This window comes from Actinacidiphila polyblastidii, from assembly GCF_036353415.1.
GTDB classification, from domain to species: Bacteria; Actinomycetota; Actinomycetes; order Streptomycetales; family Streptomycetaceae; genus Actinacidiphila; species Actinacidiphila polyblastidii.
The window spans coordinates 1-18,934 of the sequence record NZ_JAZEWV010000058.1 but is presented as its reverse complement, the minus strand read 5'-3'; the positions used below and the strand labels follow the sequence as shown (position 1 = coordinate 18,934).

Here is an 18,934-nt window from a genome sequence, read left to right as displayed (position 1 = left end):
TGCCGCATCAGGCAACGTTCGCCCTGTCTCGCTAATGCATGCCGCGTAGGCTCGCGGGGTGCATTCTCATCTGGGCTTCGAGAACCCTCCTGCGCTCCCTCATGCGGTGGTGGTCGAGACACTGGAACAGGCTCTTCGTGACCGCTCGGCAGAGGGTGAGGCGGCGGGAGTTCTGGTCGGGACTGCGTTGAACGACGACGACGCGGATTTCGTCGAGTTCTGGTGCGTGCAGGTCGGGACGCGGGCTGTGCCGGGGAGTCCGCTGCTGGGGCTGGCCGGCCTGTGCCTGGGACACACCGCTCGACGCTTTGGCCGTCTCAGCGATGAAGCCTTGGCGCTGGCGGAGTTGCTGGCGGCGCGGGCTGAGGCGGAGCCGACGGACGTGGACGGCCGCGCCGTCGACGGTTATGACGACGTGCGGAGCTTCCTGCACCTGTGGTGATGCCGCCTGCCGTAGCGGGTCAGGCGGCGTTCGCCCTGCTCACGAGGGCTTTGAGGCGCTTGTCGGCGGCGTTCTTGTTCCGCCAGATGATGTAGCGGCGGATCATGCTGCCTTGGGCCTTGTGGCTGGGGTGGTCGGTGCCGTCGAGGGCGAAATAGCGCAGGGCGGTGAACTGGGCCTCGATCCGGTTGAGCCAGGAGCTGTTGGTCGGGGTGTAAGCGATCTCCACGTTGTTCGCCGCGGCCCAGGTCCCGACCCGCTGGCAGCGTTTGGTGGTCAGGTGCGGGGAGTAGTTGTCGCAGATGATCGCGATGCGCGTGCCGGCGGGGTGGAGGGAGCGCAGGTAGCGGCAGAACTCCAAGAACTTGGTACGGTTCTTGGTCTTCTTGATGTGGCCGTAGAGCTGGTCCTTGCCCAGGTCATAGGCGGCGAACAGGTGCCGGACCCCGTGCGGGCGGGTGTAGGTCGCGCGCCGCCGCCGTCGGGGCTCGCGGTCGGGGTCCTTGCGCTTCCCGCCGCGTTCAGCCCACTGGCGGCCGGGGTGGGGTTGAAGGTTGAGCGGCCCGAACTCGTCCATGCAGAACACGACCTCGGGTTCGCCGGGCTCAGGCAGGACCTCGCCGTCGGCGATGGCTTAGAGGTGCTCGACGCGGGCCTTCTTGACCGCGTAGTCGGGATCCTTCGAAGTCTTCCAGGTCTTCAGACATTGAAAGGTGACGCCTTCCTCGCGGAGCAGGATGCGCAGGCCCTCGTGGCTGATGTCGTCGACCACCCCCTCGGCGACCAGGAAGTCGGCCAGCTTCACCAGGCTCCAGGTCGAGAACGGCAGGCCGTGCTCGACCGGCCTGGACTTGGCGATCTTCTTGATCTCGCGCCGCTCGGGCAGCGTGAACGTCTTGGGCCGGCCACCCTTGTACTTCGGGTAGAGCGAAGCGAAGCCGTCAGCATTGAAGTTGTGAATCACGTCCCGGGCCCGGTCCGGACTGGTGAACGTCACCTCGGCGATCTTGGCCACGTTCATACCCTGGGCCGATAACAGCACCATCTGGGCCCGCCTCCAGGTCACCACTGACCCGGTGCCCCGCCGGATGATCCGAAGCAACCGCTGCCCCTCGTCGTCATCGATCTCGCGGACCCGGACACGCTCAGCCATCCGCCCAGCATGACGCACAACGAGCCGCCCGGATCACCATCCGGACGGCTCGCCACAACAAGGCGAACGTTGCCTGACGCGGCACTAGTTGACCATCGCCTGTCCCCGTCCGCTGGTCCTATCCGCCCGCGAAGGCAAAAAATCACCATGATCCGGCGGCATGCGGTCCGCCCCTCTCGGCGGTCGGCAGTCCGGGGTTCGGGCCTGGCGAATTCATCGTTTCAGCCTGCCCGAAGGACGGCATGCAGTTGCCTCGACCGATCCGCACAGCGCAAGAACACCGGACAGCCGGAACTTTCTGACGCGCATGCGCCTGCGGTCGGGTGCCGAGGGTGTGTGACGGCCGCGGTCCGGGACAAGGGCACCGGACACGCTCCGTAGCGCTTCCCCGCTCAATCGTAGGGAGGGAACACGAGAGGGAGGTGGGACAGACCGGTAGATCTCGTCGGAGTTGATGCCGTCCTGATCTCCCGCGACTCGCCGGTGCCCAGGGGCCCCGCAGGTGGAGACCTTGGACGGCACCGCGCTGCATGGCCGGTGTGTCAGTGTGCCTGTTCTGGTGCGTTCGGCGGGTGGGAAAGTGCGGAGAGGTCGCAGACAGAGGCGGCGACAGAGCCGGCGGGCGCGTGGAGGGTGAGGTGCTGGCCGTGGCGCGTGATGGAAGCGGTCGCCTGGTGGAGAGCGCGCACGCCGGCGCCGCCGAGGTGGGTGACACCAGTGAGGTCGAGGGGCCCGCTGTATGAGTCGGCCATCAGCCGGTCGGTGAGCCCCCGGCGGCGGTGGTGTCGATGGTGCCGGTGATCTGGAGGAGGCCGGGGGCGTCGGGGCGGTCGGTGATCGTCAGGGCCGGGGCGGTGGTGGCCGGTGTGAGGGAGCGCTTCGGTAACGGTGACGGGTCGGTGCAGGGCGCGCTCGATATCGGCGGTGGTGCCGGGCCGGATAGGGCGGCCACTGGCCGAGTTCGAACTGGACGTCGTGCAGGCTGCCGGGCAGGACGAGAAGCAGGTCGAGCGCCCGGGCGCGGCGGTGGGCGGCCAGCAAGGTGACGTCGTCGTTGTGGCCAGGGCTGCGCAGCAGGATCTCCAGGGTCGTGCGACAACTCGTTCGGCGGTGCGCTGCGGGCTGTTGTGCGGCATCAATCGGTCCCTGGCCGCGTTGGCGGCGGTGTAAGCAGCAGGGTGGCGCCGTCGGGCACCCATGCGGGGTGGTCGGTGTACGTGGCCCCGGTGGCCAGCGGTCCCTGGCCGCTGTCGGGCAGGAATGCCGCGGCGCCTTCGGTGTCGATGAGCAGCGGTGCCGGATGACCGGCGGCGGCGCACGTCTGTCGGTGTCCGGGTCGAGCACGACGACGCAGCAGGTCGCCGACCGGCCGCCTGGGATGTACCGGGACGGTCATGGAGGAGCCTCCTGCCGGCAGTTTCCTCGGGTTTTCCGACATCGGAGACCTCAGCGGCCGGGTACCGGCCATCCACCCTTTCCTGGCCATCATGGACGCCGACGGCTCCGACCACACCGCACCCTTCGCCGAAGCAGCAGCGAGCGAACGCAGCCGGTAGGCCGTGCTGGATGGCGCGAAGGCTCTCGCCTCCCCGGCCGTGGACATCCTGATCAGTGCTGAGGTGCGGGAAGAAGCCTGGCGCTTCTTCCGCGGGCACGAGCCGAGGGCGGCCGCTGAGCGGTAGCGGGTCGGCACGTACGTCCGCTGGATGGGGACCGGACCGCTGTGTGTCGTTTGTCGGTATCTGTCCGGGGCAGCTGTGGCGAGAGGGGCGCACGCGGCCGTTTGGGCTTACCTGTCAAGCCGCCGCGTCGTCCATTGGCGAGCGAAGCGAGGCAGCATGCGTGCGACCGTCTGGCACGGCAAGCGGGATGTCCGGGTGGACAGCGTCCCCGATCCCGCCGTTCAGGAGGACACTGATGCGGTCATCCGGGTCACCTCGTCGGGTCTGTGCGGTTCGGACCTGCACCTCTACGAGGTCCTGACGCCGCTCATGACGCCCGGAGACATTCTCGGGCACGAGCCGATGGGCGTCGTGGAGGAAGTGGGCTCCGCGGTGACGAACCTGCGGCCGGGTGACCGAGTGGTGGTGCCATTCCAGATCGCCTGCGGCACCTGCTGGATGTGCGCCAAGGGGCTGCCCACCCAGTGCGAGACCACCCAGGTCACCGAGCACGGCATGGGCGCGCGGCTGTTCGGCTACACCAAGCTGTACGGAGCGGTCCCCGGCGCTCAGGCTGAGTACCTGCGGGTGCCCCAGGCCCAGTACGGCCCGATCAAGGTGCCCCAGGGGCCGGCCGACGACCGCTTCGTGTTCCTCTCCGACGTGCTGCCCACCGCCTGGCAGGCGGTGAAGTACGCCGATGCGCCCCAGGGCGGCTCGCTGGTGGTGCTGGGTCTGGGACCCATCGGCGCGATGGCCTGCCGGGTGGCCCGCCATCTCGGCGCCGAGCTGGTCATCGGCGTCGACCTGGTGCCCGAGCGGCTGGAGCGGGCCAAGCTCGACGGTACGGTCGCGCTCGACATGGGTGCCTTCGACTCCCCGGACGCGCTGGTGGACGCGGTGAAGGAGCTGACTGGCGGCCGGGGCGCCGACAGCGTCATCGACGCCGTCGGCACGGAGGCGCACGGCAACCCGGTCACCAAACTCGCCCAGGCCGCAACCGGCCTGCTGCCCGCGGGCTGGGGGCAGAAGCTCATGGAGACCGCGGGCGTGGACCGGCTCGGCGCGTTCGACCTGGGGGTCGCCCTGGCCCGCAGGGGCGGCACCCTCTCGGTCAGCGGGGTCTACGGCGGCGCTGCCGACCCGCTGCCGATGCTGACGATGTTCGACAAGCAGCTGACCCTGCGGATGGGCCAGGCGAACGTGCGGCGCTGGAGCGACGAGATCCTGCCGTTGCTCACCGACGACGACCCCCTCGGTGTGGACACCTTCGCCACCCACCACATGCCACTCGGCAGCGCCCCTGACGCGTACGCGATGTTCCAGAAGAAAGAGGACGGCGCGATCAAGGTGTTGCTCCGCCCCTGAACGGCCCTCAAAGAGAGGAACTTCGCCATGACGCTCCGACGTCTGCCCTTCGCCACCGAGTCCGTGGCGGGGCTGTCCGCAGTCGTGACCGGCGGCTCCCGCGGCCTCGGCCTGCTCATCGCCGGCGAACTTGCCGCCCACGGCTGCACCGTCACCCTCGCGGCCCGGGACGCCGAAGAACTCGAACGGGCCGCAGCCGGACTGCGTGGTGCCGATGTCGGCGCCGGGAACGTACGTACCGCCGCGTGCGACGTACGCGACCGCGACCAAGTGGAAGCCCTGTTCACCTCGGTCGCGGCCGAGTGCGGCGCCGTCGACATCGTGGTGGCGAACGCCGGGATCATCCAGGTGGCGCCGGTCGCGGCGATCGGCGCCGAGGAGTTCGACGACGCCATGCGCACCATCTTCGCGGGCGCACTGCACACGTCCCTGGCCGCGCTGCCTCACCTGCGCCGCAGCGGGGCTGGCGGCCGGCTCGCCCTGATCGGTTCGGTCGGCGGCCTGCTCGCGGTGCCCCACCTGCTGCCCTACTCGTGTGCGAAATCCGCGGTGGCCGCACTCGCCGAGGGCCTGCACGCCGAGGAGGCGGCGGGCGGGGTGACGGTCACCGCGGTCCATCCCGGTCTGATGCGTACCGGTTCCCACCGGCACGCGGAGTTCGGCGGGGACAGGGGCCGAGAGTTCGCGTGGTTCTCCGCGCTCGCAGGCACCCCGCTGGTCTCGATGGACGCGGAGCGGGCCGCTGCCCGCATCGCCGAAGGCGTCCGGCGCAGGCGCACCAGGATCGTGCTCACCCCGGCAGCGAAGGCTGCGGACGTGCTCTACGGGATCGCACCCGCCACCGTCACCCGGCTGTCCGGCCTGGCCGCACGGGCGCTGCCGAAGCCGCCCCCCGGCCAGGGCGGGCTGAGGGAGGGGAGCAAGGTCGTACCACCCGCTGGCGGCCTGACCGGGCGCCTGCGCAGATGGGGGAGTGCGTGGAACGACCGGGCGTCGGCACGCTTCAACCAGTAGGGAATCCAGGCCTTCGCCGGCCCACCCCGTCCCGGCTGCCGTCGCTCAGCGACAGCGCTCGGCGCGGGGGAGTGGGCCCTCGTCGTCGGGGAGGCTTGTGACGCGCCTAGCCCGGAAGGACGGCCCTTCTCGCCGCGAGCGAGAACTTCGTCGACTCCACGGCCAGCACCACGACGCCGCGCTCTGCCCCAGACCTCAGAGTTCGCGGTTGTCACGCGGCTCGACGTACGGCTCCTCCCCGGAGGGGTGGCCGCCCTCGATGGCCTGGCTGCGTTCTGTCTCCGCGTTGAATTCCAGGCCCAGGAGCAATGCGATGTTGGAGATCCAGAGCCAGACGAGAAAGATGATGATGCCGGCGAAGGTACCGTACGTCTTGTTGTAGCTGCTGAAATGGGCCACGTAGACGGCGAAAGCAGCGGATGCGACGAGCCAGAGGCCAACGCTCAGCAGGCTGCCGCGGGTCACCCATCTGAAGCCGTGCCGGACGTTCGGCGCCGCCCAGTGGAGGATGGCCACCACGAGCGCGAACAAAACGACCATGATGGGCCATTTGGCGAAGTTCCATACGGTGACCGCGGTGTTGCCCAGGCCCAGGACGCTTCCGGTCCTGCGGGCCAGCTTTCCGGTGAAGACGATGCCCACCGAGATGGCTGCCAGCATGACGACGGTGAACACCGTGATCGCGAGGCGGGTCGGCAGCGTCTTCCACACCGGGCGCCCCTCGCCGATGTCGTAGACGGCGTTGCCGGCTCGCATGAAGGCGGCGACGTAGCCGGACGCCGACCACAGCGCGACGACGATGCCGACAACCAAGGCGAGCACTGCCGGCCCCTGGTTGTTCTGCACCTGCTTCACGATGCTGGTCAGTAGGGTGCGCACCGGCCCCGGCGCGAGGGTGGCGATGTTGTCGGTCAGCGACTCGACTGCGGAGGGGCCCAGCAGTCCCACAATCGACACCAGGGCCAGTATCGCCGGAAAGACCGCCAGTACGGCGTAGTAGGTGAGCGCCGCGGCCAAGTCGGCCAGATTGTCGGTCTTGTACTCCTTGAGAGTGCGACGCAAGATCCCGCGCGAGGCCCCCTTCGCAAGCTTCGACGGCTTCGTGGGCACTGTCTCCGCACGATGCGCGCCTTCGGGAGCACCAACGCCGCGCTCCGGGCTGTCCTCCGCCATCGTTCACCCTCCCGGCGCACCCGCATACCGAGCCCCTTGAGTCGCTCGGCGCCCGCGGTTCACAGTGCGCGCCGACCCGTAGGCGACGCCGACCCTTCTCATCGGATAGCAGCGGACCGGACTCCGCAACCGCGGCTCGGCCCGGCCGGTCATCCCCCGGGATACGCGCGGTTTGCAGGAGGCCAGGTGTCGGTCGGTGGGCGCCGGACCAGGAGGCTTTTGTCCGCTGCTGATGGCGGTTCGAGTGGCAGGGCGGCGCGAGCGGCGTTGGCGCCGGGGGCGCCATGCACGCCACCACCCGGATGAGCGCACGGCGAGGCAGGGTAGGGGCCCCTGACGGCGGTCTTGGGGCGGCCGCTGCCAAGAATGAGGCGGAAGAAGAGCTGCTGGTGGACGGCGGTGGTGCCGCCGTTGATAGCGCTGCCTTCGAGGTTGGAGTCCAGCAAGGTCAGGCCGAGGAAGCGCGGGCCGAAGTGGTGGGAGCAGTCCCCTACGGACCGCCGACGGCGGTGAGAGGGCAGCCTGGGCCAACTGGATGAAAAGGGGCAATCGGGGTAGCTCGAGAGGAGGGGGAATCGACGGGCTGGAGGGAACCATGGCCAAGCACGCGAAGATATCCGAGGGCGACCGGGTGAGCTGGCGCAGCCACGGAAGCACCGCGATCGGCACCGTGAAACGCAAGCTGACCGGGCGCGGGCGCGCCGCCGGCCGGACCGTCGACGCCTCTTCGCAGGAACCCCAGTACGAGGTGCGCAGCGAGAAGTCCGGCGGCACCGCCGTCCACAAACCGGAGGCCCTGAGCAAAAAACCCAAGAGGCGAGGGAAGAGCGGTTGACCGGCAAAGGGGAGACCGGCCGCAAGGACACCGGAGAGACCCTGCGTGACTTCCACGACGCGGTCAACATGACCGCCTCGGAGCTGGAGCGCTGGCTCGACACCGACGAATCGCGCGGGGCCGGGCAGCACACGGACGGCAAGGAGAGTACCGGTCACGCCTCGGGCCGCCGGATCGTGACCCTGCTGCGGACCAGGAAGGCCGATCTGGACGCGGGCGACCAGCGCCATATGCGCAAGGTCACCGGCTACGTCCACCGGCACCTCGCCCAGCGGCCCTCCGGGGAGATCACCGAGACGACCTGGAGGTACTCGCTGATGAACTGGGGACACGACCCGGCGAAGTGACGCTGCCCCGCGTGCGTGTCCGCCGCGCCGCCCCCGGTCATCGGGTCAGTCGGCGTGGGAGTCCTCGACCGATACGCGGAGGATATCGAGACCGGCGTCGGGGACGGCCATGCCGCTTCGCACCCCGCTGCGCAGGTAGTACACCACCGCCTCGTTCAGTCGTTCTCCGGGAAGGGCCGCGGGGATCCCCGGCGGGTAGGGGGTGAGCAAGTCCGCCTGGTCGAGGCGCAGATTGCGGGGTTCGGGGATGCCGACGGGCGGCGCGGGTCGCAGCAGGTCGGCGTGTGCGATGAGGTAGCCCAGGCCGTCGAGGAGTCGTGCGGTGGTGGCCTCGTCGTCGGCGCGGGTGAGCTGGGCGCTGATCCGGCGGTGGTCCGACAGGTACAGGTTGATGTGGTGGTGCCGGCGCATCCAGTCGGCGGCGTCGTAGCTGCTGAACTTGACGCCGTTCAGATCGATGAACACTTGGAGGGAGTCCATGTCGTAGGCCCTCTGGGGCGCAGAAATCTTCGCGGTCGTTGACGTGAAGACCGTCGATGCCCTCGACGGCCTTCCTCAGGTTGCGGGCGAGGGCGAGGGTCTTCTCGTAGAGGTCGTGTCCTCGCTCGACCATCTGGCGGCGCCAGCCGTGAGGCCGGCGTGGATGAGAACCGACGGGCTCGTGGTGCCCGGCAGGTCGGCGCGCGAAGCGAGCGTCGCCTCGGTGATCAGATCGCCCTTGAGGCGGAGGACAGAGCCCTGTTCCAGGCCGGAACCCGTCTTGTGGACCGAGGTCACGCAGACGTCGGCGCCGGCGTCCATGGCCCAGGCGGGCAGGTCGGGGTGGAAGGACAGGTGGGCGCACCACGCCTCGTCCATGATCAGCGGCAGGCCCCGGTCGTGGCAGATGGCGGCGATGTCGGCGCAGGTGCCGTACGGGGTCGGGCTGGTGACCAGCGCTCCGCGGACGTCGGGGTGCTGCTCGAATGCCGCGCGTAGGCGCCCGGGGCCGGAGGGTGGGCGATGTGCAGGTCGGGGTCCCATCGGGGCTCGACCCATACGGGTGGATGCCGGCCAGGATCAGGCCGGATACGACAGCTCTGTGCGCCTCCCTGCCGACCAGGAGCTTTTCATGCGGGCCGGCCACCGCGAGCATGGCGGCCTTCACCGACAGGGAGCTGCCACAGGTGGAGAAGAACGTATGGTCGGCGCCGACGGCGTCGGCCATCAGCTCCTCGGACTGTTCCAGGACGCCGTGAGAGGAGGCGCGGTCGTCCATGCCCGCTACGGCGCCGCGCCCCTGCTTGTGACCCGGCGGGGTGAAGGGCAGTTGGTTCTCTTCCTGGGAGGCCTGTACGACCTCCCAGGAAGAGCTTTCGAGTGGTCCATGATGGTGCGCGTTGCCCTCCGACGAACCCGGCAGCGCGCGGCACGTGCTGATGAGCGGCTGGGGCGGGGCTCGCGAAGAAGTGGCGAAACTCCTTTACCTCCCTCCACCGGCCAGAGCCTCGACGCGAGCGATGAGACCGCCGACCGCGAGCGTCACATCGGCGCAGACGCATCGGCCTTCATCTGGCCGTGCTGACCCCCGCCGCCGGCGGCTCCGCGAGCGCCGGCGGTATCCCCGCACATAACCCTCTTCGAGTCACTCCCCGGTGCGGAGGCGCGGGAGGACCTGGTCGCGGTAGAAGCCGAAGAATTGCCGCTGGTCGGGACCGATCTGGTTGATGTACACCTCGTCGAAATCGGCCTGGGCGTAGGCCCCGACCGCCTCGACGTGGTCGTCGGCGCGGTCCCCGCACACGACCGCGCCGGACACCATTTCCTCAGTGACCAGGGAACTCGCCTGCTGGAAGTGCTCGGGGGTGGGCAGGATCTGGGCTAGCTCACCGGGGAGTTGTTCGTTCGGCCAGAGCCGGTGCACGGTCTTGACCGCTCGCTGCCGGTCGGTGTCCCAGCACACCTTGAGGCCGCCGACCACCGGCTTGTCTGCGCCGCCCGACCGGCGGAACCTTTCCACAAGCGACGAGTCGGGCTGCATCGTCACGAAGCCGTCGCCGATCCGACCGGCCAGGTCCGCGGCGCGCGGCCCGAAGCCGGAGACGAACAGGGGCGCGGGCTCGGAGGGCACGGTGTAGAGCCGCGCGTTCTCCACCGTGTAGTGGGTCCCGCGGTGGGTGACACGCTCACCGGTGGACAGCTTCCGGATCACCTCCACGGCCTCCTCCAGCATCTCCAGCCGCACGTCCGCGGCCGGCCAGTCGCCGCCGAGGATGTGCTCGTTGAGGGCCTCACCGCTACCCAGCCCGAAACGGAAGTTCCCCCCGGTCAGCACTGCGGCCGTTGCCGCGGCCTGCGCGTTGATCGCCGGGTGCAGGCGTACGGTCGGGCACGTCACCAAGGTGGTGATCGGCAGCGACGTCACCTGGGACAGCGCCCCGATCACGGACCAGACGAAGGAGCCCTCCCCCTGCTCGTCGTTCCACGGATGGAAGTGGTCCGAGACCGCCAGCGCCTGGAAGCCGGCCTCCTCCGCCATCCGGGCCTGGTCGAGGAGTTCACGCGGGGTGAACTCCTCCGAGGACAGGAAGTATCCATAGCGGGTCATGACAGTCCTTTCGTAGCGGGAACGCCCGTCACCGCCGGGAGCGGGCACACGGGGCGGTGCGGCTGCACGGCAGGTAGGGGCCGGGCGTCAGGCGCGGCCGGGTGGGAAAGCGAGGGCACTGTCGTCGAGGTGGTTGAGGAGGTCGGCTGGGGAGTCGTAGACGGCCTCCATGCCGGCCTCCGCCAGCTCCTTACGGGTCCAGCCGCCGGTGAGCAGGCCCAGGCAGCGCACGCCCGCCGCGCGGGCCGCCTCGCCGTCCCAGGCGGCGTCGCCGACGAAGACCGCGCGGCCGACCGGGACCCCGGCCTTGTCCAGCGCCCGCTGGACAAGGTCGGGAGCGGGCTTGCTGGACGACACGTCGGAGGACGTGGTGACCGCGTCGATCGCGTCGCCGGCGTCGAGCGCGTCGATCATCACCTCCGCCTCCTGCTGCTTGGCGGACGACGCGAGCACCACCCGCCAACCGCGCGCCGCACAGGCCCGCAGCAGGTCCGACGCGCCGGGCAGGGGCGCCAGCCGGGACCAGTACTGCGCGTAGAGGGTGTCGTGGGCGGCGCTGAGCGCATCGTCCCCGCCGCGGTCGTGCTCCTCGCCCAGCAGCGAGTCCAGCAGGTGGTCGCTGCCCATGCCGATGCACCGGTGGATGCGGGCCATGGTGACGTGCGCCCCCTGCTGCCGCAGCGCCTCCCACCAGGCGACGGTGTGGAGGTAGACGGTGTCCATCAAAGTGCCGTCCACGTCGAATAGCACGGCCCCGCCGATGTCCTCACCAGGTGTCTTGGGCTTGGTCATGCTTCATCCTCTCCGCGTCCTGGCAGCCGCGCAGCCCCGGCCGGACCGAACGGACAACGGCCGCTCCTGGGCCCGGCGGCCGGTTCCGCGACCGGCGTCATCCGGGCCACCTGCCGGTCATCCGCTCCACGACGGTGGCGCCGGCCCGGTCGACGGCCGCTTTGACCACAGCGAACAGGGCGCCCTGCACAGCCGCCGCGATCAGTACCTCCTGCCAGCCGCGGTCCCGGTCGGTTGCGTCCGGAGCGTCGTCCTCGTGAGCCACGAGCTTCCACGCCTGTTTGAACAGCGCGCCGGCCACCGCCCCGCTGGCGGCACCGAGCACCAGCCCGACCGGCTTGTACGCGAGCGAGTAGGTTCTCATCCCCGCCCCCCACCACGAGTTCGGAGCAGCAGGAACACAGCTGCGGTCGCGGCGAACGCGAGGAGAAGCACGTGACGAATCCTGCTCGCGAGACGACCGCGTGTCGCGCCATCGGCTCTGCCCGTCAGGGCCTCCAGCGGTACGCCGAATGCCTCGCGAGTCCCTTCTGCCTGGTCACGCGCGTTCTGGATTCTAGTCGTTTCAAATGACCGGCCCTTGTTGATCACGGTGGGGGTTCTCCGTCCCTGGCTCGTTTCTGGCTGTTTAGGTGCCCCGAAAATCTGACCCCACCCTGCCCGTCAGCCGCCGTCTTCGTGCGGTGCCGGGGCTGATGCGCAGAACCTTGCCACCCGGGTCGCAGTCCCAGTTCTCGATCGCGACCTGGATCGAACTGATCTCCGGATCGGCCACGTCGGGGACGACCAAGTCGGGCGCGACGCCGGAGCGCAGTTGGCCCACGACCTCGCTGTCCGATCACTCGCCGGGGGCAGCGTCCCCTGCACACTTTCCCATCCCCATCGAGCGCCTATGCGCGTGGAAGTACAGATCGCACCGCGGTACACCGATTGATTCAGGGCAGGGACACACCGACCGCCTCTTCGGCCCCTCACCTCAGGAGAGCCCCGTGGACGCCATTGTTCTGCTCAAGGAAGATCACAAGACCGTGGAGAAGCTCTTCAAGAAGTTCGAGGGCGCGGGAGACAATGCGCTCAAGACGAAGAGGGACATCGCGGACCAGGTAATCGCGGAACTGACCGTTCATACCTTCATCGAAGAGGGGATCTTCTATCCCGCCGCCAGGGAAGCCGCTCCGGAGACGAAGGACCACGTTCTGGAGAGCGTCGAGGAACACCATCTGGTGGTGTGGACACTGTCGGAGCTGACCGGGCTGGACGCCTCCGACGAGCGGTTCGACGCGAAGATGACGGTTCTCATCGAGAACGTCCGGCACCATGTCGAGGAAGAGGAGAAGGAATGGTTTCCCGAGGTCCGCAAGGCCATGGGGCGCAACCGACTCAAGGAACTCGGCGAGCAGATGGAAGCCGCGAAGGCCAAGGCGCCGCGCAGCCCGCTGGCAGTACCCAGCGCGAAGAAGTAGCCGACGGGTAAGTCCCAGCAGATGAAATGATTAGCCTTGGTTACTGCCGCCACGCAGCGATTCGCGTGCGGTCCGCGGAGAAGGCATGGAGCATGAACGAGCACAACGAGACTGCGGCCTCAGCAGGACACCAGCGGCCCGCAGGTATGAGTGACGCTTCGGTAGAAGCCCTCGGCGTCCTGTCGGAGGCACTGGAAACCGCGGAACGGGCGCGCGGCAGGCTGTATGACTTCCACCAGCTCACCGGTGGTGCGGACCTGCGCCTGAGCGAGGCAGCGCAACAATTGCGGGCCGCGGGGCACACCCTCCAGGCTGAACGGCTCGAACGCGAGATCGTCGGACGCAACGTCCTGCCGGGCTACTGGACCTTCCAGATGGTCGAGGCCTACGACGACACCTACATGGAACCCTTCCGCCGGTTGGAGCGGGAGATCCGTGGGGAACTGGCGGACGGTCGGCGCCACATCCTGGAAGCCGAGATGAAGGACAAGCGGCGCACCCACGGGCATCCCGATCACTCGGCGCGTCCGCCCGCGTCCGCCTGAAAACAGGCGTAGGCCATCCCGGGCCCACGAGGCGGGAGACGGCTTCGGCGTGGTTCGCACCTGCGGCCTGCCGGTACGCCAGGTGGTCGCCCAGGGCGCCTCTGACGGACATGGTCGTCAGGCCGGCCCGCGCCAGTACCCGCCCTCGTGCCCGGCGCCCCGCCAGCCGCATCCCCAAAGAGCCGGTGTAACAGGCGATCGCGAGGGCGTTGAGGGCGGCGTGCGCCAGGCCGACGCGGGCCTGCTCGTCGTCCCGCTCCGCCCAGCCCACCCAGCCGGCCTGATGGGGCGCTACTTCGCCCGCTTCGACCAGGCGCCCGGCGCGAAACTCCCCACCCGCGACGGCTTCGTCAAGGAGTACTGGGGCGAGGGCTCCAACCGGGCGCGCAACTGGCAGCGCTACGGCCAGGGCGGCCAGGGTCTGATCTTCGAGGAGGGCGTCGACGGGTACGTCCCCTACGCGGGCGACCTCAGCGAGGGCCTCGCGGTGACCATCGCCAAGATGAAGTCCACGATGGTCTCCTGCGGCGCGATGACGGTCCAGGAGTTCCAGTCCACCGCACGGCTCACCGTGGTCTCCGAGCAGAGCTTCCAGGAGAGCCACGCCACCGTCGCCGTACGGGAGACGCCCGACTCCGTCGCCTGACCCGGTCGCCCCACGCCACCGGTCCGGCGCGCTCGACCGTCCCCTCCGCGTACCCCGCCGCCCGCCCGCGGGCGGCAACTGGGCGCACCTGAGAGCCGCGGCTGATCCCGCGCACGCGGGGTAGACGCCCCGCAGACCGCGCCCCGCGTGCGGCCGTCCGGGTGAGGCGAGTGGCGCGCAGCCGCTGCGGCCGGACGCCGCGGCGGGCGGGGCCGAGAATGCATAGGGCGAGCGGGAGTGCGGCGGTGGGAGGCGAAGCGGACACGGTGCGCGTGGCAGCAGTAGTCGAAGTGGGCGCGTGGTGGGCGGTGCTGTTCGCGGTCACGGTGGTCGCCGTCGGCCCGCTGAATACGGTCGAGCTGGCAGTGGCCGTCGCCGCTGCCGCCGGTGCGGCGCTGGCCGCGCGGTGGGTACGGCTGGCGGCCGGTGCGACCCTCGGCGGCACCGGCGGCGCCGCCCGCGCGCTCGCGCTGCTCCCGTGGTCGCTGCTGCGGGGCTGCGGACTCCTGGCTGCCGCAATGCTGGGCTGGTCGAGGCGTACCGGCGGCCGTCCGGCGTCGGGCGCACCGGCCTTCCGGCGGACGGCGATGCGGGAGGGCACCGGCGCAGGCTGGGCGGGTCTGGTGATGGCCGCATCGGCCGACACCTGCGTCGTGCGGGCGACCGACGACGGCCTGGTAGAGGTGCACGCGCTGGGAATCGAACCGGGCCCGGTGGAGCGCGCGCTGACCGAGGAGGGCGGTCAGCGGTGAACGCCTGGACGGCTGCGGCCCTGGTGCTGCTGGCCGGCGCCGCGCCGCTGTGCCTGTGGGGCGCGGCGCACGGGCGGGAGGTGCGGCGGCTGGCCGCCGTGTCGCTGCTGTCGACCGTGGTGGGCGCGGTGTTCCTGGTGCTGCCGCAGGGGTACGGCCGGTCCAGCTACCAGGACCTCGCGCTGGTGCTGGCGGTGCTCGCGCCCGCCGGGACGCTGGTCTTCACCCGGTTCGTCGCAGGCCGCCCGCACGACGCCGGCACGGACGCACACGCCAGCAGCGGCAGGGACGCCGACGCCGGCAGCCGCGTCGGCCCCGATGACGGGCAGGGCGGCGCCGACCTGTCGCCGGGCAACGGATGACGGGCGGCCGGCGTCCGGCGGACCCGACGAGCTGAGGACCCGAGGAGGCGAGCGGATGACCGCCGCGCACGTGTGCGTACTGGTGCTGCTGTGGACGGGCGTGGCCTGCGTCCTGCTGTCAGCGGCCGCGTTGTCCCTGATGGGCGGGGTGTTCCCGCGGCTGCACGCGCTGGCCCCGGCGTCCTGCCTGGGAGCGCCGCTGATCGCGGTCGCGGTGGCCGTTGACCAGGGCATGGGGCGCGCCGCCGTCAAGACAGTGTTCATCGGGCTGCTGTTCGCGGTCGGCGGCACCGCGGGGACCGTCGCGATCGGCAAGGCGTCGTGGCTGGACTCCGAGCGGGGGCGGGAATGAACACGCCGCTGATGGCCGTTGCGCTCGCCTTCGTCGTCGTGTGCGCGACGGTGGCCGTGCTGTGCCGGGAGCCGGTACGCCAGGCCCTGGTGCTCGCCGCGATGGGTCTGGGCCTGTCGGTGCTCTTCGCGGTGCTGCAGGCGCCGGACGTCGCGCTGTCGCAACTGGCCGTGGGGACCGCGCTGACCCCGCTGCTGATCCTGCTCACCGTCCGCAAGGTGTCCCGCCGTTCGGCGCCGGAGCCGGCACGCGCCGCCCAGGACCCGGACGGCCCCGCTCCCGGCGGCCGCCCCGCGCCCCGCCCGGACGGCGGGAACGAGGGGACCGGGCGGTGACGGCCCGCGCCCGGCTGCTGATGTTCGCGGCCGCCGCCGCGGTCATCGCGGTCTTCTTCGCCGTCGCGTGCACCGAGATGCCGTCGTTCGGTGGCGCTTCGCACCCGTACGGGGACCGGGCGGTGGCAGCGGCGCTCGCGCACCGCACCGCCAACGTGGTGTCCTCGGTCAACTTCGACCTCCGGGCCTTCGACACGCTCGGCGAGGAGTCGATCCTCTTCGGGACCGTACTCAGCGCCACGCTGCTGCTGCGGCTGGCCCGCGACGAGCGCCGCCGCCCCGCCGCGTCCGAGCGGGTGCTGCCCACCACCCGCCTGTTCGGCGTGATCCTGCTGCCGGTCGCCCTCGTGGTCGGCGTGTACATCGTGGCCCACGGCCAGTTGAGCCCCGGCGGCGGCTTCCAGGGCGGCGTCGTCCTCGCCACCGCCCTTCACCTGGGATACGTCGCCGCCGACTACCGGGTGCTGGAGAAGGTGCGTCCACTCGCCGTCCTCGACGTCGCGGACTCGATCGCTGCGGGCGCCTTCGTCGCGATGGGCGCCGCCGGCCTCGCCGCCGGCGGCGCGTTCCTGAAGAACGTGCTGCCGCTGGGCACCTTCAACCGGATCACCTCCGGCGGCACCGTCCCGCTGCTGAACGCAGCGGTCGGCGTCGAGGTGGCCTCGGGCGTCATCGTGCTGCTGGCCCATTTCCTCGACCAGGCCGTCGAGATCACCGGGACCGACGAGCCGACACAGGAGGACCACTGATGGGACCGTGGCCGTATCTCGCCGCCGGATGGATCGTGCTGATCGCCCTCTACGGGCTGGTGACCAGCCGCAACCTGATCCACGCGATCGGATGCCTGGCGGTCGCCCAGTCCTCGACGTACGTGCTGCTCCTGGCGGTCGGCTACCGGCGAGGCGGCACCGCCCCGGTCTTCTCCGACCTGCGGCCCGGCTCCCGTCCGGTGGTCGACCCCGTCGTCCAAGCGCTCGCCCTGACCGACGTCGTGGTGGGCGCGACGGTCACCGCGCTACTGCTCGCCCTCACCGTCCAGCTGCGCAAACGGCACGGGACAGTGGACCCGCAGGCGCTGACCGGGCTGCAGGGCTGACCGGGTGTCGGCCACCACGCTGCTGCCGCTCGCGGTGGCGATCCCGCTGCTCGGCGCGGTGCTGCTGGCGGTCGGCGGCCGGCTGCTGCCGCGCGCTGGCTGCGACGCGCTGGCCACCGCGGTCGCCGCCGCCGACGTGGTGTGCCTTGCGCTGCTCTGGCCGCACACCCAGGGCGTCGCCGCCGCCCCGCTCGGCGGCTGGCCCGCGCAGATGGGGATCGTGCTGGTCGCCGACCGCCCCGGCGCCGGTCTGGCGCTGCTCGCCGCCGTCCTGGTGCTGGCCGTCGTGGTCTACTCCTGGCGGTACTTCGACGAACCGTCCGGCGAACGAGTCGGCGTCTTCCCGGCCATGGTGCTGCTCTTCGAGGCCGGCATGGTCGGCTTCGCGCTGACCGGCGACCTATTCAACGCCTTCGTCTTCTTCGAGCTGATGGGGGCCACCGCCTACGCCCTGACCGGCTACCGCATCGAGGACCCGCGCCCACTGCAGGGCGCGCTCACCTTCGGCATCGTCAACTCCTTCGCAGCGTACTGCTCGCTGCTCGGCATCGGCCTGCTCTACGCCCACACCGGGCAGCTCGACCTCGCCGCGATGGGCCGCGCGCTGTCCGGCCACCACACCGACCTGCTGGTCGTCACCGCCTTCGTGCTGGTGATCACCGCCATGCTGGTCAAGGCCGCGCTGGTGCCCTTCCACTTCTGGCTGCCCGACGCGCACGCGGTCGCCCCCACGCCGGTGTGCATGCTGCTGTCCGGCGTCATGGTGGAGCTGGGCGTCTACGGGATCGCCCGGATCTACTGGACGGTCTTCTCCGGGCCCGGCGGCATCCCGCATGACGCCTTCCGCCACACCTTCACCGCGCTGGGTGTGGTGACCGCCCTGACGGGCGCTGCCATGTGCTGGCAGCAGCGGCATCTCAAACGCATGCTCGCTTTCTCCACCATCAGCCACGTCGGCCTGTTCACCGTGGGCATCGCGCTGCTCACCCCCGATGGCGCCGCAGGGGCCGCGCTGTACGTGGCCGCGCACGGCTGCGTGAAGGCCGCGCTGTTCGGCCTCACCGGCGTGCTCCTGGACCGCTACGGGTCCGTCGACGAGCACGGCCTGTACGGCAGAGCGCGTGAACTGCGGCTGGTGGGCGTGCTTTTCGTGGTCGGCGCAGTCGCCCTGGCCGGACTGCCGCCGTTCGGCACGGGACTGGGGAAGGCGCTCACCGAGGACGCCGCAGGCCACGAACAGCCCTGGCTGCCGGCCGTCTTTGTGGTCGCCTCCGCGGCCACCGGGGCCGCCGTGCTGCGGGCGGCGCTGCGCGTCTTCTGGGGCGTGGGCGTGGCGCCCCGCCGACGTGCGGACGCGCAGGAGACCTCCGGCGAAGGGGAGGAGCCGGAGATCCGCGGGCCCCGGCGCTCGGTGCCGCCGATGATGGTCGCCGTACCGGCGGCGCTGCTCGTGGGGACCGCGCTGCTCGGCTGTGTGCCGGCGGTCGCGGCGTCGCTGGCGTCCGGCGCCCGCACCTTCACCGACCCGGCCGCGTACCGTGCAGCCGTCCTGACCCCTGGGGCGGCGCGAGGCGCGAGCGGCGTGCCAGTGCCTGACGTGTGGACCGCGACCGGGGCGCTGCTCGGCGTCCTGTCCGCGGCGCTGGCCGTCCTGCTGGCCGTTCTCGCCACCCGGCGCCCGCCGGCCCAGCACCGCACGCTCCGCGCGGCCGCCCGGGGCCTGCGCCGCCTGCACTCGGGGCACCTCGGCGACTACCTCGCCTGGCTCGCGCTGGGCGTCGCGGCCCTGTGCGCGGTGATCGCCGCACAGACCTGAACCGCAGAGGCGGTGTCACCGCCGGAGCTTTCGGCCCGGAGCGCCCGTCAGCGCTGGTCCTGCTGCGGTGCGGGCGCGGGTTCCCGCTCCGGCCGGGTCACTTCGACCGAGCCCTCGACAGGGACCTCGGCAGGGCCCCCGACCGCGGCGTCGCGCAGCGTCCCGCGCCCGGCTCCCACGCCTGCCGCGCCCGCG

The 18,934-nt window shown here is 70.8% G+C and carries 21 protein-coding genes and 2 pseudogenes; 17 read left to right on the top strand and 6 right to left on the bottom strand.

Annotated elements, in window-relative coordinates:
- Positions 1–58: 58 nt before the first annotated feature.
- Positions 59–442 (top strand): hypothetical protein, encoded by a 384-nt coding sequence (locus V2S66_RS33745; protein ID WP_330800815.1) that lies wholly within the window; start codon positions 59–61, stop codon positions 440–442.
- Between the two features lie 19 nt (positions 443–461).
- Here V2S66_RS33745 and V2S66_RS33740 read toward each other — a convergent pair.
- Positions 462–1,595, bottom strand: a pseudogene (locus V2S66_RS33740) (IS630 family transposase).
- Between the two features lie 924 nt (positions 1,596–2,519).
- Between V2S66_RS33740 and V2S66_RS33735 the strand changes: the two are divergent.
- From V2S66_RS33735 to V2S66_RS33720, 4 genes are all read left to right on the top strand, one after another.
- Positions 2,520–2,765 carry a hypothetical protein gene (locus V2S66_RS33735; RefSeq protein WP_330800814.1) on the top strand — a complete coding sequence of 82 codons (246 nt, stop codon included), beginning with the start codon at positions 2,520–2,522 and terminating at the stop codon, positions 2,763–2,765.
- A 224-nt stretch (positions 2,766–2,989) separates the two neighbouring features.
- Positions 2,990–3,151 (top strand): hypothetical protein, encoded by a 162-nt coding sequence (locus V2S66_RS33730; protein ID WP_330800812.1) that lies wholly within the window; start codon positions 2,990–2,992, stop codon positions 3,149–3,151.
- Positions 3,152–3,433: 282 nt separating this feature from the next.
- A complete protein-coding gene (locus V2S66_RS33725; RefSeq protein WP_330800810.1) occupies positions 3,434–4,624 on the top strand; it encodes an alcohol dehydrogenase catalytic domain-containing protein in 1,191 nt (396 codons plus the stop codon).
- A 27-nt stretch (positions 4,625–4,651) separates the two neighbouring features.
- The gene (locus V2S66_RS33720; RefSeq protein ID WP_330800809.1) at positions 4,652–5,638 is read left to right on the top strand and encodes an SDR family NAD(P)-dependent oxidoreductase; all 987 of its coding nucleotides are present in this window, start codon (positions 4,652–4,654) and stop codon (positions 5,636–5,638) included.
- A 195-nt stretch (positions 5,639–5,833) separates the two neighbouring features.
- Here the strand turns inward: V2S66_RS33720 and V2S66_RS33715 are convergent, their stop codons facing one another.
- Positions 5,834–6,811: a YihY/virulence factor BrkB family protein gene (locus tag V2S66_RS33715; protein ID WP_330800808.1), complete on the bottom strand. Its 978-nt coding sequence runs from the start codon at positions 6,809–6,811 to the stop codon at positions 5,834–5,836.
- A gap of 595 nt (positions 6,812–7,406) precedes the next feature.
- On the opposite strand from V2S66_RS33715, the gene V2S66_RS33705 reads away from it, so the two are divergent.
- Entirely contained in the window at positions 7,407–7,646 is a 240-nt protein-coding gene (locus V2S66_RS33705) for a hypervirulence associated TUDOR domain-containing protein (RefSeq protein ID WP_330800807.1), read from the top strand.
- Complete coding sequence (locus tag V2S66_RS33700) at positions 7,643–7,993, top strand: DUF3140 domain-containing protein (protein WP_330800806.1); 351 nt, start codon at positions 7,643–7,645, stop codon at positions 7,991–7,993. The genes V2S66_RS33705 and V2S66_RS33700 overlap by 4 nt, the downstream gene beginning before the upstream one ends.
- A gap of 45 nt (positions 7,994–8,038) precedes the next feature.
- Here the strand turns inward: V2S66_RS33700 and V2S66_RS33695 are convergent.
- From V2S66_RS33695 to V2S66_RS33680, 4 genes and pseudogenes are all read right to left on the bottom strand, one after another.
- A pseudogene (locus V2S66_RS33695) lies at positions 8,039–9,395 on the bottom strand (aminotransferase class I/II-fold pyridoxal phosphate-dependent enzyme).
- Positions 9,396–9,617: 222 nt separating this feature from the next.
- Positions 9,618–10,580 (bottom strand): TIGR03557 family F420-dependent LLM class oxidoreductase, encoded by a 963-nt coding sequence (locus V2S66_RS33690; protein WP_330800805.1) that lies wholly within the window; start codon positions 10,578–10,580, stop codon positions 9,618–9,620.
- Positions 10,581–10,667: 87 nt separating this feature from the next.
- Positions 10,668–11,372 (bottom strand): HAD family hydrolase, encoded by a 705-nt coding sequence (locus V2S66_RS33685; RefSeq protein WP_330800804.1) that lies wholly within the window; start codon positions 11,370–11,372, stop codon positions 10,668–10,670.
- A gap of 97 nt (positions 11,373–11,469) precedes the next feature.
- Positions 11,470–11,736, bottom strand: a complete 267-nt coding sequence (locus V2S66_RS33680) for a DUF4235 domain-containing protein (protein WP_330800803.1) — start codon at positions 11,734–11,736, stop codon at positions 11,470–11,472.
- 625 nt (positions 11,737–12,361) lie between these two features.
- Between V2S66_RS33680 and V2S66_RS33675 the strand changes: the two genes are divergently transcribed.
- The 10 genes from V2S66_RS33675 to V2S66_RS33630 all read left to right on the top strand — a co-directional run bounded on the left by V2S66_RS33675 (position 12,362) and on the right by V2S66_RS33630 (position 18,739).
- Complete coding sequence (locus V2S66_RS33675; RefSeq protein WP_330800802.1) at positions 12,362–12,835, top strand: hemerythrin domain-containing protein; 474 nt, start codon at positions 12,362–12,364, stop codon at positions 12,833–12,835.
- Positions 12,836–12,927: 92 nt separating this feature from the next.
- Complete coding sequence (locus V2S66_RS33670; RefSeq protein WP_330800801.1) at positions 12,928–13,380, top strand: hypothetical protein; 453 nt, start codon at positions 12,928–12,930, stop codon at positions 13,378–13,380.
- Between the two features lie 220 nt (positions 13,381–13,600).
- Positions 13,601–14,026 carry an IMP dehydrogenase gene (locus tag V2S66_RS33665; protein ID WP_330800800.1) on the top strand — a complete coding sequence of 142 codons (426 nt, stop codon included), beginning with the start codon at positions 13,601–13,603 and terminating at the stop codon, positions 14,024–14,026.
- 272 nt (positions 14,027–14,298) lie between these two features.
- Entirely contained in the window at positions 14,299–14,778 is a 480-nt protein-coding gene (locus V2S66_RS33660; protein WP_330800799.1) for a hypothetical protein, read from the top strand.
- Positions 14,775–15,140: an MrpF/PhaF family protein gene (locus V2S66_RS33655; RefSeq protein ID WP_330800798.1), complete on the top strand. Its 366-nt coding sequence runs from the start codon at positions 14,775–14,777 to the stop codon at positions 15,138–15,140. The genes V2S66_RS33660 and V2S66_RS33655 overlap by 4 nt, the downstream gene beginning before the upstream one ends.
- A gap of 55 nt (positions 15,141–15,195) precedes the next feature.
- Positions 15,196–15,492, top strand: coding sequence for a monovalent cation/H(+) antiporter subunit G (locus tag V2S66_RS33650; RefSeq protein ID WP_330800797.1), 297 nt, complete (start codon positions 15,196–15,198; stop codon positions 15,490–15,492).
- An 11-nt stretch (positions 15,493–15,503) separates the two neighbouring features.
- A complete protein-coding gene (locus V2S66_RS33645; protein WP_330800796.1) occupies positions 15,504–15,827 on the top strand; it encodes a Na(+)/H(+) antiporter subunit B in 324 nt (107 codons plus the stop codon).
- A complete protein-coding gene (locus V2S66_RS33640; RefSeq protein ID WP_330800794.1) occupies positions 15,824–16,576 on the top strand; it encodes an MnhB domain-containing protein in 753 nt (250 codons plus the stop codon). The genes V2S66_RS33645 and V2S66_RS33640 overlap by 4 nt, the downstream gene beginning before the upstream one ends.
- Positions 16,576–16,923, top strand: a complete 348-nt coding sequence (locus V2S66_RS33635; protein ID WP_330800793.1) for a sodium:proton antiporter — start codon at positions 16,576–16,578, stop codon at positions 16,921–16,923. Before V2S66_RS33640 ends, V2S66_RS33635 begins: the two co-directional genes overlap by 1 nt.
- Positions 16,924–16,927: 4 nt before the next feature.
- Positions 16,928–18,739, top strand: a complete 1,812-nt coding sequence (locus V2S66_RS33630) for a complex I subunit 5 family protein (RefSeq protein ID WP_330800791.1) — start codon at positions 16,928–16,930, stop codon at positions 18,737–18,739.
- The last annotated feature ends 195 nt before the right edge of the window (positions 18,740–18,934 follow it).

Excerpts from the sequence above, each read along its gene's own strand:
- V2S66_RS33730 (WP_330800812.1), top strand. The coding sequence starts at position 2,990 with ATGGAGGAGCCTCCTGCCGGCAGTTTCCTCGGGTTTTCCGACATCGGA.
- V2S66_RS33725 (WP_330800810.1), top strand. The coding sequence starts at position 3,434 with ATGCGTGCGACCGTCTGGCACGGCAAGCGGGATGTCCGGGTGGACAGC.
- V2S66_RS33720 (WP_330800809.1), top strand. The coding sequence starts at position 4,652 with ATGACGCTCCGACGTCTGCCCTTCGCCACCGAGTCCGTGGCGGGGCTG.
- V2S66_RS33715 (WP_330800808.1), bottom strand. The coding sequence starts at position 6,811 with ATGGCGGAGGACAGCCCGGAGCGCGGCGTTGGTGCTCCCGAAGGCGCG.
- V2S66_RS33705 (WP_330800807.1), top strand. The coding sequence starts at position 7,407 with ATGGCCAAGCACGCGAAGATATCCGAGGGCGACCGGGTGAGCTGGCGC.
- V2S66_RS33690 (WP_330800805.1), bottom strand. The coding sequence starts at position 10,580 with ATGACCCGCTATGGATACTTCCTGTCCTCGGAGGAGTTCACCCCGCGT.
- V2S66_RS33685 (WP_330800804.1), bottom strand. The coding sequence starts at position 11,372 with ATGACCAAGCCCAAGACACCTGGTGAGGACATCGGCGGGGCCGTGCTA.
- V2S66_RS33680 (WP_330800803.1), bottom strand. The coding sequence starts at position 11,736 with ATGAGAACCTACTCGCTCGCGTACAAGCCGGTCGGGCTGGTGCTCGGT.
- V2S66_RS33670 (WP_330800801.1), top strand. The coding sequence starts at position 12,928 with ATGAACGAGCACAACGAGACTGCGGCCTCAGCAGGACACCAGCGGCCC.
- V2S66_RS33650 (WP_330800797.1), top strand. The coding sequence starts at position 15,196 with ATGACCGCCGCGCACGTGTGCGTACTGGTGCTGCTGTGGACGGGCGTG.
- V2S66_RS33645 (WP_330800796.1), top strand. The coding sequence starts at position 15,504 with ATGGCCGTTGCGCTCGCCTTCGTCGTCGTGTGCGCGACGGTGGCCGTG.
- V2S66_RS33635 (WP_330800793.1), top strand. The coding sequence starts at position 16,576 with ATGGGACCGTGGCCGTATCTCGCCGCCGGATGGATCGTGCTGATCGCC.